Here is a 26,652-nt window from a genome sequence, read left to right as displayed (position 1 = left end):
GCTCAGCGTCGCGACATGGCCGCGGCCAGCACATGCCATGCACGCAGCTCGCCTCCGCCCAGATGGAAGCGGATCACCTCGCGCATCATCACGCGCAAGGCGGACAAGCCCGCCACGTCGGGTGCCTGGTCTTGCGCCAGCGCCAGCAGGTCGCTGCCGCGCAACGCATGCGCGGTACCCGGCCGACACGGAGATGGCCCCACTTCGACGGTGTAGCGATAGAGCTGTCCTGGCTCCAGCGGCTCGCCCGATTCGGCATCCGACTCCAGTTGCAGGCCGTAACCGACCGCCTCGAGCAAGTCGCGCTCGAAGCGCCGCAGCGACCACGCCAGGGACTCGGTCGTTGCCAGGCGCGGCAGCGTTCGGGCATACGCATCGAACAACTCGGGCTGCGGGTCCTGGCGACCCGTCAGGCGAACCACGAGCTCGTTGACATAGAGCCCGGCAAGACCTGCGTCGCCCAGCAAGCGACATGGCACGCCGATGGTCTCGGCGCCTTGCAAGGTCGCCAGCTCACCGCGCATCAATAAATCCAGCACCAGCGGCTGGAACGGTTCGAGCTGGGCGCGCTGCAGGCGGGCACGTTCGCGCCGCACCCCGCGCGCCACGACGCCAATGCGCCCGTAATCATGGGTCAGGCATTCGAGCAGCATCGAGGTCTCGCGGTAAGGCCGCGAATGCAAGACGTAGGCCGGCTGCTGCTCGATGCGCATCGACAAGCTAGGGGCGAGCAGCGAGTAGTGAGGGCGCCCTGTTGCCAGGTACGCGCAAGTCCGCATGCTGGTCAATGCCGCTCGAACATGCGCGCTCGCAGCTCATCCGTCGCCTCTTAATCCGTATAGCCGAACTTCTTGAGCATGGTCTCGTCGTCGACCCAGCCCTCACGTACCTTGACCCATAGGCGCAGGAACACCTTGCGTTCAAAGGTACGCTCCATATGGCGCCGCGCCGAGGTGCCGATGGCCTTCAACTGGGCGCCACCGTTGCCGATCACGATCGCCTTCTGGCCATCGCGCTCGACCCAGATCACCGCATGGATCTCGGCCACGCCATCCGGGCGATCGGTGAACTGTTCGATCTCGACCGTGGTGGCATAAGGCAGTTCCTGGTCCAGCCGCAACATCAGCTGCTCGCGCACCATTTCAGCGGCCAGGAAGCGCTCGCTACGGTCGGTGACCTCGTCCTCGCCATACACCGGCGGCTGCACCGGCAAGCGCTTGAGAATGCCCTGCTGCAGCTCCGCCAGGCCCTTTTCCTTGAGTGCACTGACGTAATACACGTCGTCGAAGCTGTGGCGTGTCATCAGGTCGGCCACGAACGGCAGCATGGTGGCCTTTTCCTTGGCCAGGTCGACCTTGTTGATGACCAGCAGGCGCGGCACCTTCTGCTCGACCAGGGCGTCGTAGAGCGCCTCGTCCTCATCCGTCCAGCGCCCCGCCTCGATCACCTGCACCACCACGTCGACCTCACTGATCGCCGAACGCGCCGCGCGATTGAGGCTGCGGTTCATCGCCCGCTTGGCGCCGCGATGGAGGCCCGGCGTATCCACATACATGATCTGCCCGGCTTCGCTGGTGGCGATGCCGAGGATGCGGTGGCGGGTGGTCTGCGGCCGCGGGCTGACGATGGACAGCCGAAAGCCGATCAAGGCATTGAGCAAGGTGGACTTGCCCACATTCGGTCGGCCCGCCAGGGCCACCAGGCCACAACGGAAATCGTCATGGGGAAGCTCGGCCGGTGCGCCGAGGTCGATATCAACGTTGTCGTTCATGATCAAAGCCTGTTTCGGATGTCCTCGTGGCCCGCGCGAGTCGGTTACGCGCAAGACACGGGAGAGATAGAGAGTGTAAGTCGTTATTCGACTGGGTGATAAGGTCGTGCAGCGGCGACGTCGCCGTCGCCTCGGTCCATGCGACGCCCACGCCCAGGGTGGCGCGCCGGGTACTGCCCTATGAAACCCTGCCGGATCAGCGTCCCGGGGCAGCCAAACCCGCGGTGGACAACGCCGAAATCAGGCTTTCAGGTCCTGCAAACGGCGCAGCACAGCCTCTGCAGCATCCTGCTCCGCTGCACGTCGACTGCTGCCGCGGCCCTCGGCCCGGATGGCCTCGGGCTCGCTGATGTCACAGGAGACATCGAAGGTCTTGGCGTGATCTTCGCCGTGGCTGTCGATCAGGTCGTAATGCGGCAGTGACCAGCCGCGCGCCTGCAGCAGCTCCTGCAGGCGGGTCTTGGCGTCCTTGGACGAACGCGGGATGGCCGCCACCAACGGTTCGAACAACGCCCGAACCACGGCCCGGCACTCGGCAAAGCCGGCATCCAGGTAGACCGCCGCCACCAGCGCCTCGAAGGCATCGGCGAGTATGGATTCGCGCCGAAAACCGCCACTCTTGAGTTCACCCGAGCCCAGCTTCAGCTCGTCTCCGAGCTCGAGCTCGCGTGCGATCACCGCCAGCGCCTGCCCGTTGACCAGTTGGGCACGCAGGCGCGAAAGCTCACCCTCGCTGGCATGCGGGTGAGCCTCGTAAAGCAACTCGGCCACTACGACGCCAAGCAGGGCGTCGCCGAGGAATTCCATCCGCTCATTGTTCGGCTTGCCCACGCTGCGATGGGTCAGGGCCAGCTGACCGAGCGAGGGATCACGAAAGCGGTATGCGAGTTTGGTCAAATCACTAGCCTGGGCTTAACCACCGATATTTCCCTGCAGCGCCACGCTCTTCTCGAAGTGCAGCAGGAAATCGATGTTGTACATAAAGGGAATGCGCTTGTCGTACGTAACGTGCAGTTGCGCCGCATTCCCCTCGCGCTTGATGGTGATGTCCTTGGGCTTGATGGTGGCATCGTCCACGTACTGGAAGTCCATCTTCTTCGCCAGGTCGCGACGAACATCGTCCAGCGTCTTGCCTTCCATGCTGCCGGTGGCGATATCGTTCATGGCCTTGTTGACACCCATGAACTCGGTGTAGGCCGGTATCAGCTTCATGGCCATAAAGCCAAAGAAGCACACAACGATCAACACCACGAGAAACCCGATCAGGGTGATGCCCGACTGCTTCGATTTCATAGTCCCCTCGCTATGCCGCCATCGCGGCTCTACCCCAAACTTGCCGTGGGCAAGCGCAACACAATGCGCCGGCCCCGGCGGTTGCAGCAGATTCTGCCCTTAAGCGCACCAGCAGGTCACGTACCTGCATCACGGCATTCAGTGGATGATCGAACCGATCCGCTTGAAGTCGTAGAAATTCAACCAGATCAGGAACGCCTTGCCGGCCAGATTCTGCTCCGGCAGGCAGCCCCACCAGCGGCTGTCGGTGCTGTTATAGCGGTTGTCACCCATGGCCAGGTAGCAGCCCTGCGGCACCACCAGTGGCACCCTCGCATTCGGCAGCGGCGGCGGGGTGGCGTAGTTGGGCATCCGAGCCGTCAGGTGGTTGACCACGCCACCCTGCCCGTTCGGCAGGTGTTCGTTCCACACCGTGGCGCCCATTTCAAGCATCAGGCGCGATTCCTGGCGCTTCGGATCACCCTCGTAGGGACCGATCAGGTCCGCCGCCACCGGCTCGCCGTTGACCAGCAACTGGTCGCCGCGCATTTCCACGCGGTCGCCCGGCATGCCGATGACGCGCTTGATCCAGTTCTGGCTGGGTACCGGCGCATGCGGATCGGCACAGCTCTGGTCACCGCTGCGCACCAGCTTGCCGTCCTCCTCGCACAGATAGCCCGGGAAACGGAATACCACGACGTCGCCGCGCTTGGGCTCGCCCAGGCTCAGGAACTTGTTGTTGAAGGCCGGCATGCGCAAGCCATAGGCGAACTTGTTCACCAGGATGAAGTCGCCCACGTCGAGCGTCGGCATCATCGAGCCGGACGGAATGCGGAACGGCTCGGCCACGAACGAACGCAGCAGCAGCACCACCAGCACCACCGGAAACAGCGAACGCGACCAGTCCACAATCACCGGCTCGCGCACTTCCGCACGCGTCGCTTCGGCCTTGGCCTTGCGCTGCTTGTGGAAGAACAGGCGGTCCAGACCCCACACCACGCCAAACACGACGGTGAGGCCAAGCAGAATCGCCGAAAAATCGAAATCCATGCCCTACTCCAAGGTTGCTCGGCGTGAGGGACGCCGAATCCGCAGGTTGTTATTTGTCCACCTTCAGTACGGCAAGGAAGGCTTCCTGTGGAATTTCCACGCGGCCGACCATCTTCATGCGCTTCTTGCCTTCCTTTTGTTTCTCGAGCAGCTTTTTCTTGCGGCTGACGTCACCGCCGTAGCACTTGGCCAGAACGTTCTTGCGCAAGGCTTTCACCGTGGAACGGGCGATGACCTGGGCGCCGATCGCGGCCTGGATGGCCACGTCGAACTGCTGGCGGGGGATCAGGTCCTTCATGCGCTCGACCAGGTCGCGGCCACGGCGCTCGGCATGCACGCGATGCACGATCAGGCTCAGCGCATCCACGCGGTCGCCGTTGATCAACACGTCCACGCGCACGAACGGACCCGCCTCGAAGCGCTCGAAGTGGTAGTCCATCGAGGCATAGCCACGCGAAACGGACTTCAGGCGATCGAAGAAATCCAGCACCACTTCGGCCAGCGGGATCTCGTAGCTGATCTGCACCTGGGTAGCCAGGTACTGGATCGAACGCTGCACGCCACGCTTCTCCTCGCACAGCGTGATGACGTTGCCGATGTAGTCCGGCGGCGTGAGGATATTGGCCACGATGATCGGCTCGCGGATTTCCTCCATCAGATGCGCCGCCGGCAGCTTGGCCGGGTTGTCCAGCAGCATCACCGAGCCGTCGCTCTTGAGGATTTCGTACACCACCGTCGGCGCCGTGGTGACCAGATCCAGGTCGTACTCACGCTCCAGCCGTTCCTGCACGATTTCCATGTGCAGCAGGCCGAGGAAGCCGCAGCGGAAGCCGAAGCCCATGGCCTCGGAGCTTTCCGGTTCGAAGAACATCGCCGCATCGTTGAGGCGCAGCTTGTCCAGCGCCTCGCGCAGCGCCGGATAGTCGTCCGCCGAGACCGGGAACAGGCCGGCGAACACGCGCGGCTGCATGGTCTGGAAACCCGGCAGCGGCTTGTCTGCCGGCTTGCCGGCCTGGGTCAAGGTGTCGCCCACCGGGGCGCCATGCACGTCCTTGATCGACGCGTTGACCCAGCCCACCTCGCCGGATGAGAGCTTGTCCAGTTTCTTGCGCTTGGGGGTGAATACACCCACTTCGCCCACTTCGTGGGTGCGGCCAGTGGACATCACCAGCAGTTTGTCACCCGGGCGGATCTCGCCCTGGATCACGCGCACCAGCGAGACCACGCCAAGATAATTGTCGAACCACGAGTCGATGATCAGCGCCTGCAGGCGATCCGTGTCACCCACCTTCGGCGGCGGAATGCGCGCCACGATGGCTTCCAGCACCTCGACCACGTTCTGGCCGGTCTTGGCGCTGACGGCGACGGCGTCGTCGGCATCGATGCCAATGACCGCCTCGATCTCGCCCTTCACCTTCTCCGGGTCGGCGGTGGGCAGATCGATCTTGTTGAGCACCGGCACGACTTCCAGGCCCATTTCCACGGCGGTATAGCAGTTCGCGACCGACTGCGCCTCCACGCCCTGGGCGGCATCGACCACCAGCAAGGCGCCTTCGCAGGCCGCCAGCGAACGCGAGACTTCATAACTGAAGTCCACGTGTCCGGGCGTATCGATGAAGTTGAGCTGGTAGGTCTTGCCGTCGCGCGCCGTGTAAGGCAGCGACACCGACTGTGCCTTGATGGTGATGCCGCGCTCGCGCTCGATGGGATTATTGTCGAGGACTTGCGCCTCCATCTCGCGCTCGGTCAAGCCGCCACAGATCTGGATGATGCGATCGGCCAGCGTGGATTTGCCGTGATCGATGTGGGCGATGATGGAGAAGTTTCGAATCAGGTCCATGGAGCACGCTAGCTGCGTTCACTGCGTTGCGCGGCGCGCAGGCAGCGTATCGCCGGGGGTGGCAATACGAACCCGGCATTATCGCATGGAACCAGCGTCGTCCGGGCGTGACGGCTACCTCGCCACCCTTATAGCGACCTACGGCCCAGCCCGGAAGCTTGGCTTCGACCCAGAAACGGCACGGGCCGGCTCTCCCAAGGAGGGCCGGCCCGTGATGGCCGCTTGCGCAGCAACTGGCTTACTCGTCCTGCTTGCCGTTGGGCACCGTCAGGCCGACAAAACCGCTCTGATCGCCGTGGCGGACCAGCAACAGGACGGTGTCGCCCGGCTTGATGTCCTTGGTGGCCTCGCGGAACGCAGCCACACTGCCCACCTTCTTCTGGTTGACCATCAGGATCACATCCCCTGGCTGCAGGCCCGCCCGGGCCGCTGGCGAGCCGTTGATACCGCTGATACCCACGCCCTCGCCCGCTTTCAGGCCCAATTGCTGGCGGGCGTCGCCGTCGAGGTCCTGAACCGCCAGACCCAAGGCACTGGCTGACGCATGCGCGGCCGGCTTGTTGGCATCGTTCGAGGCCAGCGTGGCGCTCTTGTCACGAGGCATTTCGCCAACCGTGACACTCACGTCCTGCTTCTTGCCATCGCGCAGGATCTGCACCGTGGCCTTGCTGCCTGGCGGGGTCTGCCCCACCAGCGGCGGCAGGTCGGCACTCTGGGTGATGCTTTGCCCGTTATAGGCAAGGATCACGTCCCCAGGGCGCAAGCCCGCCTTCTCCGCGCCGCTGCCAGGCGTCACCTGGGTCACGGCCGCACCGGAGCCGCTATCGATATTGAAGGCCTTGGCCACGTCATCGGTGACGGCCTGCACCATCACCCCCAGGACGCCGCGCGATACATAGCCCTTCTCCTTGATCTGCTTGACCACGTTCATGGCCACGTCGATCGGGATGGAAAAGGCGACGCCCTGATAACCGCCCGTGTTGGAGTAGATCTGCGAATTGACGCCCACGACGCGGCCCTGCAGGTCGAACAACGGCCCGCCGGAGTTGCCGCGGTTGATCGGCACATCGGTCTGGATAAACGAGGTATAGGGCTGGTCCTGGCTGCCCAGGTTGCGGCCGACGGCACTGACGATGCCTTGCGTCACCGTGTAGTCGAAGCCGAACGGCGAGCCGATCGCCAGCACCCACTGCCCGGGCTTGAGCGCGCGTGAATCGCCGATGCTCACGGCCGGCAGGCCGGCCTTCGCATCCACCTTGAGCAGCGCGATGTCGTATTGCGGATCGCTGCCGATCACCTTGGCGGTCAGCGTGCGGCGATCCTGCAGGCGCACCGTCACGGTGTCCGCACCCTCCACGACATGGTTATTGGTCAGGATGTAACCGTCGTTCGAGATAATGAAGCCCGAGCCCAGCGAAGTGTGCTGCTGTTCGTCGGGGGACGGCATCGCCGGCATGCCGAAGAAGCGCCGGAACATCTCCATCTGCGGATCGTCTTCGTCCGGCGCATCCGGTGCGCCGCGGCCGGCCGACTTGCCCTTGCTTGCCTTCTTGCCGCTGTACTTGGCCTCGACGTGCACCACGGACGGGGCATTCTTCTGCACGATCCCGGTGAAGTCGGGCAGGCTCGGCGCAACGGGCGCACTCTGCGCCTGCACGCCGCCAGCCAGTGCCAGGCTCATCAATACACAACACGAAAGCGCGCGCAGGGCGAGTCGGTTCATGGGTTCCTCCATCAAGGTTTCAGGTGCACGCCCATGCCAGCCCGCAGAGCAGGCTGGCGTGGACGAACGGGATTGGGAAAGTGCGAGGCCGCGGAGTCGGACACACGGCGGGGTGTCACTGAGCTATGGCAGGAGCCTGCGCCGGCGACTTCTGCATCGACTGATCCGGATGGATCAAGAGCAGGTAGCTGCCATCGCCGTTGTTGATGCGGTACCGGTCCAACTGGTAGGGCGACAGGTTGTTGCGCGAGTACAGCAAGCTGCCATTGCTATCGCTGTCCAGCGTGGCCGAGGCCTGCTGGCTGAGCTGGGAAGCTGAATAGGCGCTAACCCACGGTGGCACGGCAGCCGGTGCTTCGGCGCGAGCCAGTCGCGCATCGCTGTCGAAGGTGGAGTCGTGCGAGGTCACCGACGCCGTCTGCGGCATTGCCCGGTCCGCCCCCGATCCGGCCGGCTGGGCCAGCATCAATGCCGCCACTGCCACGCTGGCCGCGATGGCTCCGCCCGCCGACCAGTGCAGCCAATGTCGCCGCTTGCCATGGACCACCACGGCTTCCTGCTCGATCGCGTGCATGACCTTGCTCGCGAAGTCGCTTGCCGCCAGCGGCGCAAGCTGGCGCCGCAAACCGTCGCGGGCGACGTGAAAGCGCGACCACGCCTGCTGCAGCGAGGCGTCGTGGTCGAGCCGGCGCAATAGAAAGCGCAGCTCTTCCTTCGACAGCTCGCCGTCCATGCCGGCAGACAGGTTTTCGCGTTGGGTGTCACTCATGGTGTCGGTCCTCGCGGTCTGACAGCAGTGGCCGCAGTTTTTCATCAATAGCTTCACGCGCCCGAAAAATACGTGAACGCACCGTGCCGATCGGACAACCCATCGCCTCAGCGATTTCCTCGTAGCTCAGGCCGTCCACTTCACGCAACGTAATCGCGGTCCGCAATTCCTCAGGCAGCGATTGGACAGTGGAAAAAACCGTTTGTTCAATTTCCTGTCGCATTAACTCGCGTTCGGGCGTGGCGCTCTCGTGCATGCGGTCGGCACCCGGCACAAATGCCGCATCGTCAATGGCGATGTCGTCCGCCGGCGGCCGCCGCCCCATCGCAACCAGATGATTTTTCGCCGTATTGACGGCAATCTTGTACAGCCAAGTATAGAAAGCACTGTCGCCACGGAACGAGCCGATGGCCCGCCACGCGCGGATGAACGCCTCCTGGGCGATATCCTCGCATTCGGCATAGTTCTTCACGTAACGCGAAACCAGCCCGATGACCTTGTGCTGGTATTTGCGTACCAGCAGGTCAAAAGCCCGCTTGTCCCCTTGTTGGACCCGTTCGACCAGCGCGCTGTCCAGTTCGTTCTCGCCCATCCGGGCCATCTCCTTCGTCGTTGCTGCCACGCGCTTGGGGTGCCTCAGGACAGGAGTGAGTTGCTCAGACAAGAACAACGCGTCCTAGTTCAGCATGTCCGCACATGTTTACCAACCCCTGCCGGGAAAGACGCCCCGAGGCGTCGCATCACCCAAGAACGCACGAACGCGCCATGGGCGTACCGCGCCGCTACTGGATGGCCGCTCCCTCCCCCACTGGCGTGGCAAGCGGGGCGCATCAGCGCCTCACCTATTCATATGGGGATGAGGCGCGTTCGCGCAAGTCAGGCGGCGGTGCCGCTTACCCCGGCGAGCAGGTGCTGGCGTTCGAGCAAGAGCTTTTCAAACGCAGGCTGCGGTAGCGGGCGGCAGAACAGGAAGCCCTGCAGCTCATCGCACTGGTTGGCACGCAGGAACTCCATGTGCTGCTCCAGCTCCACGCCTTCCGCCACGACGCCCCGCTTGAGCCGGTGGGCCATTTCGATGGTGGCGCGCACGATCGCTTCGTCATCGGGATCCACGCCGATATTGCGGACGAAGCTTTGGTCAATCTTGATGCGGTCGGCCGGCAGCTTGCGCAGATAGTCCAGCGAAGCGGCGCCGGTACCGAAGTCGTCGATGGCAATACGACAGCCCAGCCGATGCAGGCCCTGCAGGTTTTCCACCAGGTTGGGGGCTGCCTTGATGCTGATGCTCTCGGTCACTTCCATTTCCAGCAGGCTTGCTTCCAGCCCGCTCTCGTCGAGCGCCGATGCCACGATCTCCAGCAGGTTCGGTTGCATCAACTGCACCGCCGACAGGTTCACGCCCAGGCGCAGGCGCAAGCCAAAACGCCGCTCCCATTCCTGCGCGTGACGACAGGCCGTACGCAGCACCCATTCGCCGATCGACACGATCAGGCCGGTCTCCTCGGCCAGGGGGATGAAGAAGCCCGGACCGATAAAGCCCAGCTCGGGGTGCTCCCAGCGCACCAGCGCTTCCATGCCGACGATGTCCTCGGTCACCGCATCCACTTGCGGCTGATAGAACACCCGCAATTCGCCCTTGTGCTCTGCGTGGCGCAGGCCGGACTTCAGCGCGAGGTTCTGCTGTTGCGACTGCTCGGCGCTGCCCTCGAAGATCTGATAGTTGTTGCGTCCCAGGCTCTTGGCCGCATACATGGCCTCGTCCGCGTGCTTGAGCAAGGTCTCGGCATCAGGGGCATCATCGGGGAAGAAACTCACGCCAATCGAAGCCGTGACCTGCAATTCGGTGCCATCGTCGATGCGCAGCGGCGCACCCATCACCTGCACGATCTTCTCGGCAATGCGCAGCACGTCCTCGCTTTTCACGATGTGGCGGAGAATCACCACAAACTCGTCACCGGCGTACCGCGCCACCGTATCGGAGGCGCGCACGCTGCCGCGCAGGCGTTGCGTGGTGGTCAGCAGCACCTGGTCGCCGACCGCATGGCCGAGCGTGTCGTTGATGGTCTTGAAGCGGTCCAGGTCGACGAACAACAAGGCGAACGATTCACCGGTGCGATTGGCCTCGCGAATGACGGTATCGAGACGGTCGTTGAACAGCAGTCGATTGGGCAATCCGGTAAGCGCATCCAGCAGCCCTTCGGCACGACCTTGCTCGCGCGAGTGGCGCAGCTCCAACGCATGGGCAAAGCGCACGGCGGCACAGGCCAGCACGGGCTGGACGATGGGCAGTGCCGGCAACGGCTGCCGCGTGCCGACCAGCAAGGCACCCAAGACCGTGCGGCGCTCGTCCTGCAGCGGCCAGCCGGCGAACCCGCTCAAACCCAACTGCTCGAGCAAGGGATCCACCGCGGCCAGGCGCGCGGCATCGGACTGATGCAGCATGGCCTGTCCGGCGAGGACAAGGCGCAGCGAGCTCTGCAGGTGCGGCCCAGGCCAGACCTGCTCCTCGCCCCGCCAGTACTGCACCAGCTGGATGGGCGCGCTGCCGTCGTCCGGTCGCCCCGACCATACGGCCACATAGTCCAGCGCCATTTCCTCGTAGAGCAAACGAGCCGCTTCGGCGATGCCTTCGTCGCCGCTGCCGGACGCAAACATGCGCGCCAGCAGGCCAAGCGCCACCTCCGCGCGTACGCCCGCGCGGTCGCTGCGAAACACCAGGGCCACGGCATCGCGCCCGGCATGACGCACCGGGCGGGCATTCGCCTCGCCGGTATCGACGCCACGCGCGGAACGACGACGCCCGGAATACCAGCGGCGAGACCCTTCGGCAATGACCTGTTCCGTCGTGACATCCGCAAACGAAAGCACTTCCTGCAGCGAGCGACCGCGCAATTCATGGTCGGCAAGCCCACTGTGGCGGGCCAGCGCAGGACTGAATTCCAGGATCCGGCTGCGCACCGGGTCAACAATCAACCACTCGCTATCGACTTCGTCGAACGCAAAACGGTAGTCGCCGTCGTTCGATTCCGAACGGGAACCTTGCGCTACGCCTGGTCCAGTCGCCGTCCGTTGCAGGCGCTGCCAGCGCACCAGCAACTCGCGCTCGACCTGCGAGGCATACAGCCAGTCGGCAACGCCGGCAGGCAGCACGGCAGGCTTGAGCAAGGCGTGATCGTCGAGTACGGCGATCAGTGGCGCCTGCGCACAAGCCGGCAGGCTGCGGAGCACCTCGATGCCGGCCAGGGCGTCACGCCCGTCGCCGTCGAATGCCACCAGGATCAGATCCAGTGCCGGCCGACCCTCAAGCAGAATGCCGGCGTGGGTGGCGTCCCGCGCCGAATGCACCACAAAGTGTCCGTCGCGATCAAAGGTGTCGAACAGGAGGCGACGCAGCTCGCGCTGGGCGGCGATGACCAGGATGCCGGCAGGATGGGTCATGTCAGAGCAACCAGCGGCCGTCACGCAGACGCGGGCGTCGAACCGCCTCGGGCTGGCAGCTCAGGCGTACCAGCACGTCGTTGAAGCTTGCGACCAGGGTCTGGGGTGGGTCGAGCAAGACGATTCTCCGCACGTGGCCGGTGTTGGCGCGCGCCAGCTGGCGTAGCAAGGTGGCGTCCCCCATGGCCAGGGGCAGCGGCGGCCGCTGCAGCAGGTAGACACCGAAGTGGTTGCTCTGCTGCACATAACGCAGGGCGATGTTCAGGCGCTGGGAACCAGGCAGGCCGCTGTGCTCTTCACGCAGATTGCCCAGGCCATTTTCCGGATTCCACAGATAGATTGCCTGGCCGCTGCGGCGCACCAACAAGCGCATCTGGTCGATCAAGCCCACCTCGTCACCGCCCTCGAGCGCGATCAGGTTCCAGCGCGCGGCCAGGATGCGCTCGAGGATCTCGGCGCCGGCCTGGATGGTTGGTTTGGGATTTGGTGTGCTCATTGCCATCTAACTTAAAGGGGTCTGGAGGCCTTCGCAAAGCCTTGCATGCAAGCCTCGCCGGATTCGGCCCGATATTCCATGCGGCAGTGCACAGGTCGCGGGTTTACGGGATCTTCATGATTGCCGGGCGAGCCCTTGGCCCGTCTCGCATTCCTCGCTACGGGAAGGTATGGTGCAAGCCTTCCCGGTCACCCTCCCCATGCCCATGTTCGAAGGACTGCGCTTCAATCACTGGAAGACGAACCTGGATGACAGCGGCATCGTCACCCTGTCCCTTGATCGCGCGGGCAGCAGCGTCAATGCGATCTCGCGCGACGTGCTGGACGAGCTCGGCCAGATCGTGGAGCGGCTGGCGATCGAAAAGCCCGCCGGCGTGCTGATCCATTCGGCCAAGCCCTTCGGATTCGCCGTCGGCGCCGATATCAAGGAGTTCGTGACCTATGCCCAGCAGGGCAGCGTGCTCGAGAACATCGAGAACGGCCAGCGGGTCTACGAGTCGCTGGCGCGCCTGCCCTGTCCGACTGTTGCGGCGATTCACGGCGCCTGCATGGGTGGCGGCACCGAGCTGATCCTGGCCTGCGGCCAACGCATCGCCGCGGACGACGAAAAAACCCGTATCGGCCTGCCCGAGGTGATGCTGGGCATCCATCCTGGCTGGGGCGGTTCAGCCCGACTGCCTCGCCTGATCGGCGCCACCGAGGCACTGCCGGTCATGCTGACCGGCAAGTCCTTGTCGGCCCGGCGGGCGCTGGCCCTGGGCGTGGTGGACCGCATTGCACCTCCCGCCGAGTTGCTGGCCGAAGCCCGGGCCCTGCTCCGTCGCCCGCATGCCCGACCCATCGCCCTGCGCGCCAAGGCCTGGGCCAGCAATACCTGGCTGGCGCGGCAGATTCTGGCGCCCATGGTCATCAAGCAAACGGCAGCCAAGGTTCGCAAGGAACATTACCCGGCACCGTTCGCCCTGATCGATGTGTGGAAGCGCGGCGGCTCGAGCATCCAGCAGCGGCTGAAGCTGGAGGCACGTTCGGTGGCGAAGCTGGCGGAAACCTCGACGGCGCAAAACCTGATCCGCATCTTCTTCCTGCAGGAACGACTGAAGGCCCAGGGCAGTGGCGTACAGCACGGCATCAAGCATGTGCATGTCGTGGGCGCCGGCGTGATGGGCGGCGATATCGCGGCGTGGGCGGCTTTCAAGGGTTTCGAAGTGACCCTGCAGGACCGCGAGATGAAGTACATCCAGCCGGCGCTGGATCGTGCGCGGCAGTTCTACGAAAAGAAACTGAAGACCGCGGACAAGATCGAGGCGACCGCGCGTCGACTGCGCGCCGATGTCGATGGCAAGGGCGTTGCCACGGCCGATCTGGCCATCGAAGCGATCTACGAGAACGCCGACGCCAAACGAGCGCTCTACGCCATCATCGAACCGCAATTCCAGTCCGATGAGTTGCTGGCCACCAATACATCGAGCATTCCGCTCGATGAACTCCGCGTCGGCCTGAAAGCAGCACAGCGATTCCTTGGCCTGCACTTCTTCAATCCGGTGGCGCAGATGCCGCTGGTGGAAGTGGTGCGCCACGATCAACTCGATGCCGCCGCCGAGAAGCGCGCACTTGCCTTCTGCAAGGCGCTCGGCAAGTTGCCGGTCGCCGTCAAGGGCACGCCCGGCTTCCTCGTCAACCGCATCCTGATGCCTTACCTGCTCGAAGCCATGCGCCTCTACAACGAAGGCGTGCCAGGCCCGGTGCTGGACAAGGAAGCGAAGAAGTTCGGTATGCCGATGGGGCCGATCGAACTGGCCGACACCGTGGGCCTGGATGTGTGCGCATCGGTCGGCAAGGAGCTGGCACCGTTCCTCGGCCTCGAACTGCCGCCAGGACTGGAAGAAAAGCTCGAAGCCGGCAAGCGCGGCAAGAAGGACGGCCAGGGCCTGTATGTATGGCAGGACGGCAAGCCGCAGAAGCCGGAAGTCGATCCCGACTATGTGCTGCCGCCCGACCTGCAGGACCGCATGATCCTGCCCATGGTCAATGAAGCGGTCGCTTGCCTGGCGGAAGGCGTGGTCGACGACGCCGACCTGCTCGACGCTGGCGTGATCTTTGGCACCGGCTTCGCGCCCTTCCGTGGCGGCCCGATCCAGTACGTGCGCAGCGAAGGCGCGTCCGTGCTGCAGGGCAAGCTGGAGCGGCTGGCCAAGCGCTACGGCGAACGCTTCTCCCCGAAGAGCGGCTGGGACCTGCCTGCGTTGGCTCAGGCCGGTTTCGATCTGTCGACCGCCACGATGCAGACCGAAACCGCCGACGCCTGACCTGGCCACGCTACGCAACAGCAAAACGCCCGGCTTTCGCCGGGCGTTTTCATGTGCGACAACGTCAGTTGGTGGCGCCGCTCACCACATCAGGTCGTCAGGCACGCCGTCCTCGCCCACACCCGGCGTGCTGCCGGGCTCAACCAGCAGCGCCACCAGATGCGCATCGATGGCTCGCACCTGTTCGGCCATCTCGCGCGCCACCAGCAGGTAACGCCCCTGCTGCTGCACCACGCCCAACTCGCCCACGTTGAGCGCAGCCAGTTGTTCGGCGTCCACATGCACGCGACGAATCTTGCCGCCGTACTCGAAATGCCGCACGTGATCGACGTCGGCCTTGTTGAGCGTCTTGCCTTCCAGCAATTGCTGGATCTTCAACTTGCGCTCACGACGAAGGCGAGCCTCTTCGGCTGCCGCCTGCTCGGCACGCTTGCGTTCGTTCGCCTCGGTCTGCGCGCGGATCGCATAGGCCTTGGCCAGGTCGATCTCTTCCTGGCTCTTGCCCTGCGCCGGCTTGTGCGATGGCGACGACTTGCCTTGCTGCTTGTGCTGCGGCGGCTTGCCGGCATGCTTCTGGAAAGGCGGCTTGCCTCCCTGGGGTGGCAGCGGTCGCTTTTCTTCGCGGACCTGTTTGACGATGCCGCTCTTGAGCAGCTGATCGCGCAGGGATTCGGCCATGATCGGAACTCGCTTGCGTGGTACTGAAAGTGATGGTGGTGCGATCAATAGTGCGGCGGCGGGGGCTCGCTGTGCGGATCATGACCCTGCGACAGGCGCACCGTCGACAATTCGTTGCGCAAGTCGCGAATGGCCCGCTCCAGCGCGGCGATGCGCACCGACTGCTCCGCATCCGCCGAGGCCAGTGCATTCACCGTGTCGTCGATGAAGGTGAGCCTCACCTCGAGCTCGTTCAAGCGTTGCTGCAGTACATCGTCGGACATGGTCAGCGCCTCAGGCTACGGCCGCGGCCGATGCCATAGTAGGCCAGCCCGGCTTCCTCGACGGCGACGGGGTCATACAGATTGCGGCCATCGAAAATGGCGGGATTCTTCAACATCGTGCGAATGCGCTGGAAGTCCGGGCTGCGAAACGCCTTCCATTCGGTGACGATGGCCAGCACGTCCGCACCCTCGAGCGCCTGGTAAGCACCATCGCACAAGCTCAGTTCGTCGCGATCACCGTAGATGCGATGGGTTTCCCTGGCTGCCTCCGGATCGAATGCACGCACCTTGGCGCCAGCCGCCCACAGCGCCTCCATCAGGTTGCGACTGGAGGCCTCGCGCATATCGTCCGTATTCGGCTTGAAGGCCAGCCCCCACAGCGCGATCGTCTTGCCTGCCAGCTGGCCATCGAAGTGTCGCGCAATGAGCTCGAACAGTTTGGCCTTCTGGTCGTGGTTGACGGCTTCGACGGCACCGAGCAGGCGCGCGTCGTAACCGACGCCGCGGGCCGTTCGCTCCAGTGCCTGCACGTCCTTGGGGAAACACGAGCCACCGTAACCGGCGCCCGGGTAGATGAAGTGGTAGCCGATGCGCGGATCAGAGCCGATACCCTGGCGTACCAGCTCGACGTCGGCGCCCACCCGTTCGGCGATATTGGCGATTTCGTTCATGAAGCTGATCTTGGTCGCCAGCATGGCGTTGGCCGCGTACTTGGTCAGTTCGGCAGACCGCTCGTCCATCACCACCGTGCGCTCGTGGTTGCGGTTGAATGGTGCGTAGAGTTTGCGCAACACATTCACCGCGCGCTCGCTGGAGCTGCCGATGATGATGCGATCGGGACGCAGGCAATCCTCCACCGCATCGCCTTCCTTGAGGAATTCCGGGTTGGAGACGACGTCAAACTCGACCGCAACGCCACGCGCCGCCAACTCGCCCGCAATCGCCTCGCGCACACGATCGGCGGTGCCGACCGGCACGGTCGATTTGTTGACGACGACCGTGTAGCGCTCCAGATGCCTGCCTATGGTTCGTGCAACGCCCAGCACATACCTGAGGTCGGCACTACCGTCCTCGTCGGGTGGCGTACCCACGGCGATAAACGCCACCTGACCGTGCTCGATGGCTGGTTCCGCGCTGGTCGTGAAATCAAGCTGCCCGCTGGCATGGTTGCGCTTGACGATGGGCTCCAGGCCGGGCTCGTAGATAGGAATCTCGCCGCGCTTGAGGCGCTCGACCTTGTCCGCATCGATATCGACGCACACAACGTGGTTACCCATTTCAGCCAGGCACGCACCGGTGACCAAACCCACATAGCCAGTGCCAAAAATGGTGACCTTCATTGTCGCGAGAACTCCTGGAAGCAAGATCGCAGATTCTAGCAGGCCACGCGGCGCGACTGGCTTGCCGCTACGGCCAGCGCAACGCGTCAGCGGCAGCTTTCATTCACGTCAGGCACGACAGTCGATTCCCACCAAAGCAAACGGGGCGCGAATTGCTTCGCGCCCCGTTGCCATGTCTTGAAGCTCAGCTAGCGCTTACTTGGCGCCGGCCGGCTGCTCGCCACCCTGGGTCGGACCGGTCTTGACCAGGTTCACGTCGAACACGATCGTCGCATTCGGCGGGAAGCCGTTCTGCGGCTGCGCACCGTAGGCGATGTTGGACGGGATGAAGAACTTGTAATGACCGCCGACCTGCATCAGCTGGATGCCTTCACGGAAGCCCGGAATCACGCCAGCGAGCGGGATCGAAGCCGGACCGCCACCTTCGTGCTTGGCCGAATCGTCAAACACTTCGCCATTGACGAAGCTGCCGACATAGGTGACCTGCACGGTGTCGCTCGGACCCGGACGGGCGCCGGTACCCTGGCTGATCACCTGGTACTGCAGACCCGATGCGGTGGTCTTCACGCCGGGAGCGGTCTTGTTCTTGGCCAGGAAGGCGTCGCCTTCGGTCTTGTTCTTGCTGGCGACCTGGGTGTACTCGGCCTTGGCCTTGGCCTGCAGGTTGGCCACGAATGCGTCACGAACCTGCTTGGCTTCCGCCTCGCTCATGGTCGGCTTCTGGCCGGACAGGGCGGACTGCAGCGCACGGGCGACCGTGGCCGGGTCCACTTCTTCACGGACCAGCGGCGGCAGCGAGCTCGCCAGATCCCAACCGACGACGTAGCTGGCCTTGGTCTTGTCGACCGTGCCGGCCGGAGCGGCGGCAGGGGCAGCGGCAGCCGGCTTGGCAGCCTGTGCGTGCACGCCAGCGGTCAGGCCCAGTGCAACAGCCAGCGCGGCCGCCGTCAGCGTGGGACGCAGAAAATGCTTCATGTGGAACTCCCTCGTATTTGGATATGCCGGCGCTACCGGACTAGCCCCCCCGATGGAGGCAGGCCCCGCATTGTGCGGCGCTTGTTGAGTCTTGGCAACGATGCCGGGCTATGACCGGCGAATATCATCAAAAGTTCACGACGTGGCGCACTAACGCGGTTTTTTACGATTTCTACACGAAGCTTCGTGCTGGACTTCGACACCGTCATCCCGCCCTCGGTCAACCGGGGCCGTCATCCGGGCGCCCCGGCTTGTCGATGGTGTCCCGCAAGGCGGCCTGCAAACGCGCATGTACGCGGACCAGGCCACGCCAAAGCAACCACACCAGCAGCAGCAAGATCAGGATCAGCACGACGGCCACCTCGCGCGGCGGCAGTATGGTCGAGGCCAGTGCAGCCACCAACAGGCCCAGCACCCACATCGTCACCAACGGAATCACGCGCGCCAGCATTGCGCGAAGACGCATGGTGTAGGCGCCGCCAACCCGCTCGGGGATGCCCAGTTCCGCCAACAGCATGCCCAGCGCGGAGGCCTTGCGATAAGCGGCGACGATCATCGGCAACGACACCAGTGCAGCAATGGACCACGCCAGACTGCGCTTGATCTGCGGGCGCTCGGCCAGGAAATCCCAGTGAAAAACGCCGCGCCGATACAGAAACGACATGATCAGGAACGCCGCCACCACCAGCATCATGTTGATGATCACGTGCCATACCAGGCGACGGATCATCTTCATCACCACCGCGCCCTGCTCGCCCAGGCTCAGGCTGCTCATCCAGTAGGTATAGGCGCCAAATACGCTGGTGAATCGATGGGGCAGACGCCGACCCAGCAAGCCGGCCAGAGGATCGGCCGCGCGGATGAGGTAAGGGGTAAGAAAGGTGGTGATCGCCGACACCGCCACCGCGACCGGATAGAGAAAGCCGCTGGTCACCTTGAGAGTCAGGCCCAGCGAGGCGATCACGAACGAGAATTCACCGATCTGCGCCAGGCCCATGCCGACGCGCAGGGAGGTACGCGCGTCATTGCCCGCCACGAACGTACCGAAGCCGCAGGTAAGGACCTTGCCCACCACCACCACCACGGTGACCACAAGGATGGGCAACCAGTACGCCACCAGCATGGCCGGATCAATCAGCATGCCAATCGCCACGAAAAACACGGCGCTGAACATGTCGCGCACCGGTCCGATGATGCGCTCGACGCGCTCCACGCTGGCCGCTTCACCCACGATCGCGCCGATCAGGAATGCGCCTAGCGCAACGCTGTAACCCATCTCGTTGACTAGCAGGCAGAAACCGAAGCAAATGCCCAGCACGGCGACCAGCAGCACGTCGTCGCGGCTCACGCTGGCGATGTAGTCGACCACGCGCGGCACCAGCAACAAGCCCACCACCAGCGACACCGCCATGAACAGGGTGAGTCGCCCGATCGCACTCATCGCCTCGCTCGCTTCCAGGCCGCCGGTGCTGGCAATGCCGGTAAGCAAGGCCATCAAGACGATGGCCAGCACGTCCTCGATGATCAGGATGCCGAACATCAGCTGGGCGAATCGCTCGCGCTTCAAGCCCAGGTCGTCCAGAGCCTTCATGATGATGGTGGTCGACGACATCGACAGCATGGCGCCCAGGAACAACGCGTCCATCGCGCTCCAGCCGAAGAAGCGTCCAATCTCGTAGCCCAGCCAGAGCATCAGGACGATTTCGCATACGGCCGCCACCAGGGCCGCGCCACCGACCTCGCGCAGCTTCTTTAGGCTGAATTCCAGACCCAGCGCAAACAGCAGCAGGATCACACCCAGCTCGGACATGGTGCGAATGGATTGCTCGTCGTGGATGAAGACGACGGGAAACGTGTACGGCCCCACCAGCACGCCAGCGATGATGTATCCAAGCACGACCGGCTGACGCAGACGCTGGAAGATCACCGTCGTCAGGCCTGCGATCAGCATGACGGTGGCAAGATCCTGGATGAACTGCAGATCGTGCATCGACAAAACCCGTGGGGACGTCGGGCAAGACTAACAATCGGGCACGCGATCAGCAGCTTTTTACGTCAGTGAGCTTCCCTGCCCTCGTTCCGCATCACCCATGATTCGACGTAACTGGTTGTTGTGATTCGTTCATGCCAATTTCTTGAAAAAAATTCGTAGCGAATGCTTGACGAAATCCCAATCCCGACCTATTCTTTCGGGCTTCCAGAGGCACGGGGCCATAGCTCAGCTGGGAGAGCGCCTGCATGGCATGCAGGAGGTCGGCGGTTCGATCCCGCCTGGCTCCACCAACAACTTAGACATGTCCCCATCGTCTAGAGGCCTAGGACATCACCCTTTCACGGTGGCGACCGGGGTTCGAATCCCCGTGGGGACGCCAAGTTGGAGTTGGTAAGCGTCTGGAAGAAAATGTGGAGCGGTAGTTCAGTCGGTTAGAATGCTGGCCTGTCACGCCGGAGGTCGCGGGTTCGAGTCCCGTCCGCTCCGCCACTTTACGAAGAGCCCGCCATTGGCGGGTTTTTTGTTGCCTGCAGAAAACTGCGACCGCATGGTAGGAGCGCACCCAGTGCGCGACCGCGGCGTTACCGCTCCGTAGGCTCTCGCGCACTGGGTGCGCTCCTACAAAACAGCGTCACCACCGGAGTGGTGGGATTCCAGTCGCTCGAGCGTCCCCTTCGAATGCCCCTGCTCCGCCAGGTATTCCAGCCAGCGCGAGAGGAAGCCGTTCATGCGCAGGCGATGCTGCAGCACCGTGTGCGCCGGCGGAAACGGCCCAAGCACCTGCCACAGGTGGCGCCCGGGATGACAATGCAGTGCTTCGGCCACATGCGCATCGGTATACATGCGCAGCTGCGCCGATGGCGACGGCTGCCCCGTATGCGCATCGACGAAGTTGTAGGTGAGCTCGAGTTCCAGGGTATACGGATGGCGCTCCTGGATCTGCAACCGCACATCGAGCCCATCGTCCACGCTGGATACGTAGAACCCCGGCGGCAGCTCCTGCGGAGCAAACAGCTTGGCCAGCCGGTGATAGTTCTCCGCATACAGCCCCATCAGGAAACCAAAGCGTCCCGGCAACAAGGCATTGCGGCTGTCCAGTACGGCACTCATCGGCGGTAGCTACTCCTTGGGGCTCGGAACTCAGAACATGGTCCGCTCGATACCGAAGCGGTCGAAGATCTTGCTCGCAATTTCCTCGATGGAAACGTGCGTGGTGTTGAGGTTGGGAATACCCTCGCGGCGCATCAGCTTGTCCGCCTGCGCAAGTTCCCAGCGGCATTGCTCCAGCGTTGCATAACGACTGTTGGCGCGCCGCTGTTCGCGGATCTGCGCCAGTCGTTGCGCATCGATGGTGAGACCGAAAAGGCGGTCCTTGTAGGGACGCAGCCTCACCGGAAGTTCCAGCTTGTCCAGGTCGTCGTCGGTCAGAGGATAGTTGGCGGCGCTGACCCCGTAATGCAAGGCCATGTAGAGACAGGTGGGCGTCTTGCCGGATCGCGACACGCCGACCAGGATCAGGTCGGCCTGTGCGTAGTCCACATCGAGGCCGTCGTCATGCGACAGCGCATAGTTGGTCGCGTTGATGCGCGCCTCGTACTTATCGAAGTCGACCAGGCCGTGCGAGCGGTTCACCATGCCGGAACGCTTGGCGCCCAGCTCATCCTCCAGCGGCCCGATGAACGGCGCGAACACGTCCAGCATCAGCGCGCCGCTCTCGGCCACGATTTCGCACAGATCGCGCGATGCCATGGTATTGACCACGATCGGCCGCTGCCCGGTCTGCGCGTAGCGGGTCTTGATTCGGAGTGCCGCCGCTTCCGCCTTGTGGGCGTCGTCGATAAAGGGCAAGCGGTGCTTCTCGAACTGAACCCCTTCGAACTGGGCCAAAATACTGTTGCCGATCGTCTCGGCCGTAATACCAGTGGAATCGGAGATGAAAAAAACCGTTCGCTGCATGGCTAACCCGAAGTCCCTGACTGTTCCTGGCCTCCACCTTAGCTCAACGGGAAAAGCCTGTCTTTGCTTGACTCGTGCCTGACTGGTATGCAGCTGGCGTGGGTTTTGCCCGTAATGGTCTTCTTGTGCTCCGCACCATCGACAGCGGACAATACCAGTTCTTTGTAGCCCGGTTTCTGGCCAGCCGCGCCACCGATGACCTTTAAAACTCACGAGCTCTTAAGGAGACTCCCTTGAACGACTTGGTGCTTTGGCTCGACACGCTGCGCATGACCGACCTGGGCAAGGTCGGCGGCAAGAATGCGTCGCTGGGCGAGATGATCGGCAATCTCGCCAAACTCGGCGTGTCCGTGCCTGGTGGTTTCGCCACCACCGCCGATGCGTTCCAGCAGTACCTCGACAAGAGCGGCGTGGCCAAGCGCATCCAGGCGCGTCTGGCGACGCTGGACGTGGATGACGTCGAGGCGCTGACCGCGGCAGGCAAGGAAATCCGCGAATGGGTTACCGAGACGCCGCTGCCGAGCGAGCTCGACCAGGCCATCCGCGACGCCTACATCAAGCTGTGCAAGGACGCCGGCTCGGACAATATCGCCGTGGCCGTGCGTTCCTCCGCCACCGCCGAAGACCTGCCGGACGCGTCGTTCGCCGGCCAGCAGGAAACCTTCCTCAACGTGGTCGGCATCGAGGACGTGCTGCACAAGGTGAAGGAAGTCTTCGCCTCGCTGTACAACGACCGCGCCATTGCCTACCGCGTGCACCAGGGCTTCAAGCACGAGGACGTGTTCCTTTCCGCTGGCGTGCAGCTGATGGTGCGCTCGGACGTGGGCGCTTCCGGCGTGCTGTTCACGCTGGACACCGAGTCCGGCTTCCGCGACGTCGTCTTCGTCACCGGCAGCTACGGCCTGGGCGAGATGGTCGTGCAGGGCGCGGTGAATCCGGATGAGTTCTACGTGTTCAAACCCACGCTCAAGCAGGGCAAGCCGGCCGTGCTGCGTCGCAGCCTCGGCGCCAAGCAGCAGCGCATGGTGTATTCGGACAAGCCCGGCGAGCGCGTGCGCATCGAGGAAACCCCGGCCGAGCTGCGCAACCGCTTCTGCATCAACGACGACGACGTGCAGGAACTGTCCAAGCAGGCCCTGGTGATCGAGCAGCATTACGGCCGCCCGATGGATATCGAGTGGGCGAAGGACGGCAACACCGGCAAGCTGTATGTCGTGCAGGCGCGCCCGGAAACAGTGAAGTCGCGCGCGCACGCCACCCAGCTCGAGCGCTTCCATCTCAACGAAAAGGGCAAGGTGCTTGCCGAGGGCCGCGCCATCGGCCAGAAGATCGGTGCCGGCAAGGCCCGCGTGATCCGCTCGCTGGCCGACATGAGCAAGGTGCAGACCGGCGATGTGTTGATCGCCGACATGACCGACCCCGATTGGGAGCCGGTGATGAAGCGCGCCGCCGCCATCGTCACCAACCGCGGTGGCCGCACCTGCCATGCCGCCATCATCGCCCGCGAACTAGGTGTACCGGCCGTGGTCGGCACCGGCAACGGCCTGGACGTGATTCCCGATGGCGCGGAAGTGACCGTGTCCTGTGCCGAGGGCGACACCGGCATGATCTACCAGGGCGCGTTGAAGTTTGAGCGCGTCACCGCGGACCTGGGCGACATGCCCGAGGCGCCGCTGAAGATCATGATGAACGTGGCCAACCCGGAGCGCGCGTTCGACTTCGGCATGCTGCCGAACGCCGGCATCGGCCTGGCGCGCCTGGAAATGATCATCGCCAGCCACATCGGCGTGCATCCGAAGGCCCTGCTGGAATACGCCAAGCAGGACGCCGAAACCAAGCGCAAGATCGACGAGCGCATGGCCGGCTATGCCGACCCGGTGTCGTTCTACGTCGACCGCCTGGCCGAAGGCATCGCCACCATCGCCGCCTCGGTGTATCCGAAGCCGGTGATCGTGCGCCTGTCCGACTTCAAGTCGAACGAGTACGCCGGCCTGATCGGCGGTTCGCGCTACGAGCCGCATGAAGAGAACCCGATGATCGGCTACCGCGGCGCCAGCCGTTATGTCGATCCAGGCTTCGCCGAGTCGTTCGGGCTGGAGTGCAAGGCGGTCAAGCGCGTGCGCGAAGTGATGGGCCTGGACAATATCTGGGTGATGATCCCGTTCGTGCGTACCCTGGGCGAAGGCCGCAAGGTCGTCGAGGTGCTGGCCAAGAACGGCCTCAAGCAGGGCGAGCACGATCTCAAGATCATCATGATGTGCGAGGTCCCGTCGAACGCCCTGCTCGCCGCAGAGTTCCTCGAAATCTTCGACGGCTTCTCGATCGGCTCCAACGACCTCACCCAGCTCACCCTGGGCCTGGACCGCGACTCCAGCATCGTGGCGAACCTGTTCGACGAGCGCGATCCGGCGGTGAAGAAGCTGCTGGCGATGGCGATCCACACCGCCCGTGAAAAGGGCAAGTACGTCGGTATCTGCGGCCAGGGCCCATCCGATCATCCGGATCTCGCCGAGTGGCTGATGGACCAGGGCATTGAGTCGGTGTCGCTCAACCCCGACACCGTGGTCGATACCTGGCTGCGACTGGCCAAGCGCAAATCGGCCTAAAACCGAAGTCGTGACTCGAGAGGGCGGTGGCAACACCGCCCTCTTTTATGCCTGGCGCGCCAGGTCTCGGCGTGCAGCGGGTCGGAAACTTTGGCCCGGGATCGAAGTCTCATTCATCGATCCGTCGCCCCACCCTGCCGGCACTGCCAAAGGACATAGCATGCGCGCCATCCTGGGTCTGCTCTCGCGCAACAAGGGCTTCATCACCTTCATGCTGTGCATGGTGATCTTCCGCAGCGCCATTGCGGACTGGAACGTGGTTCCCACCGGCTCCATGCAACCGAGCATCCGCATCGGCGACCGCATCATGGTCGACAAGGCCGCCTATGACGTGCGCCTGCCACTCACCCATATCTCGCTGATCCATCGTGCCGACCCCCAGCGCGGTGACATCGTGGTGTTGGAGTCCGCCAGTGCCAACGAAAGGCTGGTCAAACGGGTGATTGGCGTGCCCGGCGACGAGGTCGCGCTACGCGAGAACCACCTGTACATCAACGGCCAGCCCGCCAGCTACCAACCGATCGCGGTGCAAGGCATTCGCGACGACCGTGAGGACCCGGCGCAGTACGCGATGGAAAATGTCGGTGCCATGCACCACCTCGTGCGCTGGTCGATCGCCCAGGCGGGCCATGGCAAGGATTTCGGCCCGGTCATCGTCCCAGCCGGCCAATACCTGCTGCTTGGCGACAACCGCGACAACAGTGCCGATTCGCGCTACTTCGGCTTCTTCCCGCGCGGCGAAATCACCGGGCGCGCGACCCGCGTAGCCCTTTCCCTCGACCCCGGCAACCACTACCTGCCCCGTGGCGACCGCTGGGGCGTGGCCCTGCAATAAATCGTAGGCCCGAGATCGCCAAACCAGTTGTCAGCACGCCGCAGTCCGCGTAAGATTGCCGGCTCGCGTGGACCACACGCACCGTTTTTGGAGAGGTGGCAGAGTGGTCGAATGTACCTGACTCGAAATCAGGCGTACGTGTAAGCGTACCGTGGGTTCGAATCCCACCCTCTCCGCCAAAAAAGCAAAACGCCCCCACGTGGGGCGTTTTGCTTTTTTGATGGTGACGGCTGGGTGAGAACCCACCCGGGTTCGACAAAATTGTCCGGAACAACAAGGACAGCCGCAGGCTGGCCCCGTAGCGCGCAAGCGCGAAGGGGTCGGGTCCATGGATGGACCCGACAATCCCACCTTCCACGAAACGATGCACCCGGTTGTTTTTTTGAGTTTCCAGGGACGGTCCGAGTAAGCCACCGCCGGTCACTTCCCGCGGCTCCCAACAGCCGAAGGAGTGGCCGAGCGGAGATCCGGCGTCCTTGCATCCATGCAAAGTCACTGGATTCCCGCGTTCGCGGGAATGACGGCTTGTTCAAACCCTCCTCAGCTTTCCAAACCCCCATTCACCCCCTTACTTCTTTGCGCATTCCCCCCACATCCGTCATGCTCCCAACGACCCGCCAATCCAGGTCTCCCATGATTGAATTCGGACACGGAACCCATGTTGGATTGCGTCGTACGCGCAATGAAGACACCTATTACGCCGACGCCTCGCTTGGCCTGTTTCTGGTCGCCGACGGCATGGGCGGCCACCAGCACGGCGAGGTGGCTTCCGCCCTCGTACGCGATGCCGTCGCGGACCTGGTGGCGCGCGGGCACAGCCTCGTTGAAGCGGTTCGCGCCGCGGACGAGCGCTTGATCCAGTTCAGCCGCAGCTTCAACGACCCTCGTCCGATGGGCACCACGATTGCCGCGCTACGGCTGGGTCCGGAAAACTACGAAGTCGTGTGGGTCGGCGACAGTCGCGTCTATTTGTGGCAGAACCATCTGCGTCAGGTCAGTCACGATCATTCGCTGGTGCAGGAACTGGTGGCTGCGGGCACACTTGATCCGGCCCAGGCCGCACGCCATCCGCAACGCAACGTGATTACCCAGGCCCTGGGCATCACCGCGGCCGACCAGTTGCATATCGGGATGGCGCGCGGCCGACTGGAGCCCGGCATGTGCTTTTTGCTGTGCAGCGACGGCCTGACCGAGGAAGTCGGCGACACCACCATCGCCAGCATCGCATCGCGCCAGGACCTGTCGGCTCAGGAGTGCGTCGAGCACCTGCTGCTCGCCGCCCTGGACGGCGGCGGCAGCGACAACATCACGGCCATCCTCGCGCGCGTCAATTGAGGATCTT

The 26,652-nt window shown here is 63.7% G+C and carries 22 protein-coding genes and 4 tRNA genes; 8 read left to right on the top strand and 18 right to left on the bottom strand.

Going from position 1 to position 26,652, the window contains the following annotated elements:
• Positions 1 to 2: 2 nt before the first annotated feature.
• From recO to OUZ49_RS04135, 11 genes are all read right to left on the bottom strand, one after another.
• The gene (recO, locus tag OUZ49_RS04185) at positions 3 to 713 is read right to left on the bottom strand and encodes a DNA repair protein RecO (protein ID WP_266149367.1); all 711 of its coding nucleotides are present in this window, start codon (positions 711 to 713) and stop codon (positions 3 to 5) included.
• A 116-nt stretch (positions 714 to 829) separates the two neighbouring features.
• Positions 830 to 1,771 (bottom strand): GTPase Era, encoded by a 942-nt coding sequence (gene era / locus OUZ49_RS04180; protein ID WP_266148715.1) that lies wholly within the window; start codon positions 1,769 to 1,771, stop codon positions 830 to 832.
• A 240-nt stretch (positions 1,772 to 2,011) separates the two neighbouring features.
• On the bottom strand, positions 2,012 to 2,668 hold the full coding sequence (rnc, locus tag OUZ49_RS04175; RefSeq protein ID WP_266148713.1) for a ribonuclease III: 657 nt from the start codon (positions 2,666 to 2,668) through the stop codon (positions 2,012 to 2,014).
• A 15-nt stretch (positions 2,669 to 2,683) separates the two neighbouring features.
• On the bottom strand, positions 2,684 to 3,064 hold the full coding sequence (locus tag OUZ49_RS04170) for a DUF4845 domain-containing protein (protein WP_266148712.1): 381 nt from the start codon (positions 3,062 to 3,064) through the stop codon (positions 2,684 to 2,686).
• A gap of 138 nt (positions 3,065 to 3,202) precedes the next feature.
• Positions 3,203 to 4,093 carry a signal peptidase I gene (lepB, locus tag OUZ49_RS04165; RefSeq protein WP_266148711.1) on the bottom strand — a complete coding sequence of 297 codons (891 nt, stop codon included), beginning with the start codon at positions 4,091 to 4,093 and terminating at the stop codon, positions 3,203 to 3,205.
• Between the two features lie 49 nt (positions 4,094 to 4,142).
• Positions 4,143 to 5,933: a translation elongation factor 4 gene (gene lepA, locus OUZ49_RS04160; protein ID WP_266148710.1), complete on the bottom strand. Its 1,791-nt coding sequence runs from the start codon at positions 5,931 to 5,933 to the stop codon at positions 4,143 to 4,145.
• A gap of 238 nt (positions 5,934 to 6,171) precedes the next feature.
• On the bottom strand, positions 6,172 to 7,656 hold the full coding sequence (locus OUZ49_RS04155) for a DegQ family serine endoprotease (RefSeq protein WP_266148709.1): 1,485 nt from the start codon (positions 7,654 to 7,656) through the stop codon (positions 6,172 to 6,174).
• Positions 7,657 to 7,771: 115 nt separating this feature from the next.
• Positions 7,772 to 8,425: a sigma-E factor negative regulatory protein gene (locus tag OUZ49_RS04150; protein ID WP_266148708.1), complete on the bottom strand. Its 654-nt coding sequence runs from the start codon at positions 8,423 to 8,425 to the stop codon at positions 7,772 to 7,774.
• The gene (gene rpoE / locus OUZ49_RS04145; protein ID WP_266148707.1) at positions 8,418 to 9,017 is read right to left on the bottom strand and encodes an RNA polymerase sigma factor RpoE; all 600 of its coding nucleotides are present in this window, start codon (positions 9,015 to 9,017) and stop codon (positions 8,418 to 8,420) included. Before rpoE ends, OUZ49_RS04150 begins: the two co-directional genes overlap by 8 nt.
• Positions 9,018 to 9,301: 284 nt before the next feature.
• Positions 9,302 to 11,863, bottom strand: coding sequence for a putative bifunctional diguanylate cyclase/phosphodiesterase (locus OUZ49_RS04140; protein WP_266148706.1), 2,562 nt, complete (start codon positions 11,861 to 11,863; stop codon positions 9,302 to 9,304).
• Between the two features lies 1 nt (position 11,864).
• The gene (locus OUZ49_RS04135) at positions 11,865 to 12,359 is read right to left on the bottom strand and encodes a hypothetical protein (RefSeq protein ID WP_266148705.1); all 495 of its coding nucleotides are present in this window, start codon (positions 12,357 to 12,359) and stop codon (positions 11,865 to 11,867) included.
• Between the two features lie 205 nt (positions 12,360 to 12,564).
• On the opposite strand from OUZ49_RS04135, the gene OUZ49_RS04130 reads away from it, so the two are divergent.
• On the top strand, positions 12,565 to 14,664 hold the full coding sequence (locus OUZ49_RS04130; protein ID WP_266149365.1) for a 3-hydroxyacyl-CoA dehydrogenase NAD-binding domain-containing protein: 2,100 nt from the start codon (positions 12,565 to 12,567) through the stop codon (positions 14,662 to 14,664).
• Between the two features lie 81 nt (positions 14,665 to 14,745).
• Here OUZ49_RS04130 and OUZ49_RS04125 read toward each other — a convergent pair whose 3' ends face one another.
• The 5 genes from OUZ49_RS04125 to OUZ49_RS04105 form a co-directional block, all read right to left on the bottom strand.
• Positions 14,746 to 15,342 (bottom strand): DUF2058 domain-containing protein, encoded by a 597-nt coding sequence (locus tag OUZ49_RS04125; RefSeq protein ID WP_266148704.1) that lies wholly within the window; start codon positions 15,340 to 15,342, stop codon positions 14,746 to 14,748.
• A 44-nt stretch (positions 15,343 to 15,386) separates the two neighbouring features.
• Positions 15,387 to 15,605 (bottom strand): SlyX family protein, encoded by a 219-nt coding sequence (locus OUZ49_RS04120; RefSeq protein ID WP_266148703.1) that lies wholly within the window; start codon positions 15,603 to 15,605, stop codon positions 15,387 to 15,389.
• A gap of 2 nt (positions 15,606 to 15,607) precedes the next feature.
• On the bottom strand, positions 15,608 to 16,945 hold the full coding sequence (locus tag OUZ49_RS04115; RefSeq protein WP_266148702.1) for a UDP-glucose dehydrogenase family protein: 1,338 nt from the start codon (positions 16,943 to 16,945) through the stop codon (positions 15,608 to 15,610).
• Between the two features lie 195 nt (positions 16,946 to 17,140).
• On the bottom strand, positions 17,141 to 17,920 hold the full coding sequence (locus OUZ49_RS04110) for an FKBP-type peptidyl-prolyl cis-trans isomerase (protein ID WP_266148701.1): 780 nt from the start codon (positions 17,918 to 17,920) through the stop codon (positions 17,141 to 17,143).
• 220 nt (positions 17,921 to 18,140) lie between these two features.
• Positions 18,141 to 19,910 (bottom strand): cation:proton antiporter, encoded by a 1,770-nt coding sequence (locus OUZ49_RS04105; protein WP_266148700.1) that lies wholly within the window; start codon positions 19,908 to 19,910, stop codon positions 18,141 to 18,143.
• A 217-nt stretch (positions 19,911 to 20,127) separates the two neighbouring features.
• Here OUZ49_RS04105 and OUZ49_RS04100 point away from each other — a divergent pair.
• The 3 genes from OUZ49_RS04100 (at position 20,128) to OUZ49_RS04090 (ending at position 20,402) form a co-directional block, all read left to right on the top strand.
• Positions 20,128 to 20,203 (top strand) — tRNA-Ala (locus tag OUZ49_RS04100).
• A 13-nt stretch (positions 20,204 to 20,216) separates the two neighbouring features.
• A tRNA-Glu gene (locus tag OUZ49_RS04095) sits at positions 20,217 to 20,292 on the top strand.
• A 33-nt stretch (positions 20,293 to 20,325) separates the two neighbouring features.
• Positions 20,326 to 20,402: transfer RNA gene (locus OUZ49_RS04090), tRNA-Asp, on the top strand.
• A 129-nt stretch (positions 20,403 to 20,531) separates the two neighbouring features.
• Here OUZ49_RS04090 and OUZ49_RS04085 read toward each other — a convergent pair.
• Both OUZ49_RS04085 and ppsR read right to left on the bottom strand, forming a co-directional pair.
• Positions 20,532 to 21,023: a DUF1249 domain-containing protein gene (locus OUZ49_RS04085; protein WP_266148699.1), complete on the bottom strand. Its 492-nt coding sequence runs from the start codon at positions 21,021 to 21,023 to the stop codon at positions 20,532 to 20,534.
• 30 nt (positions 21,024 to 21,053) lie between these two features.
• On the bottom strand, positions 21,054 to 21,869 hold the full coding sequence (ppsR, locus tag OUZ49_RS04080) for a posphoenolpyruvate synthetase regulatory kinase/phosphorylase PpsR (protein WP_266148698.1): 816 nt from the start codon (positions 21,867 to 21,869) through the stop codon (positions 21,054 to 21,056).
• A gap of 233 nt (positions 21,870 to 22,102) precedes the next feature.
• On the opposite strand from ppsR, the gene ppsA reads away from it, so the two are divergent.
• The 4 genes from ppsA to OUZ49_RS04060 all read left to right on the top strand — a co-directional run bounded on the left by ppsA (position 22,103) and on the right by OUZ49_RS04060 (position 26,645).
• Positions 22,103 to 24,475: a phosphoenolpyruvate synthase gene (ppsA, locus tag OUZ49_RS04075; protein WP_266148697.1), complete on the top strand. Its 2,373-nt coding sequence runs from the start codon at positions 22,103 to 22,105 to the stop codon at positions 24,473 to 24,475.
• Positions 24,476 to 24,635: 160 nt separating this feature from the next.
• Complete coding sequence (gene lepB / locus OUZ49_RS04070; RefSeq protein WP_266148696.1) at positions 24,636 to 25,310, top strand: signal peptidase I; 675 nt, start codon at positions 24,636 to 24,638, stop codon at positions 25,308 to 25,310.
• Between the two features lie 89 nt (positions 25,311 to 25,399).
• A tRNA-Ser gene (locus OUZ49_RS04065) sits at positions 25,400 to 25,489 on the top strand.
• Positions 25,490 to 25,943: 454 nt separating this feature from the next.
• Complete coding sequence (locus OUZ49_RS04060; protein WP_266148695.1) at positions 25,944 to 26,645, top strand: PP2C family protein-serine/threonine phosphatase; 702 nt, start codon at positions 25,944 to 25,946, stop codon at positions 26,643 to 26,645.
• Positions 26,646 to 26,652 lie beyond the last annotated feature (7 nt).

It is taken from the genome of Dyella halodurans (assembly GCF_026283925.1).
Lineage (GTDB): Bacteria > Pseudomonadota > Gammaproteobacteria > Xanthomonadales > Rhodanobacteraceae > Dyella > Dyella halodurans.
This window is presented reverse-complemented; position numbering and strand designations above follow the sequence as displayed.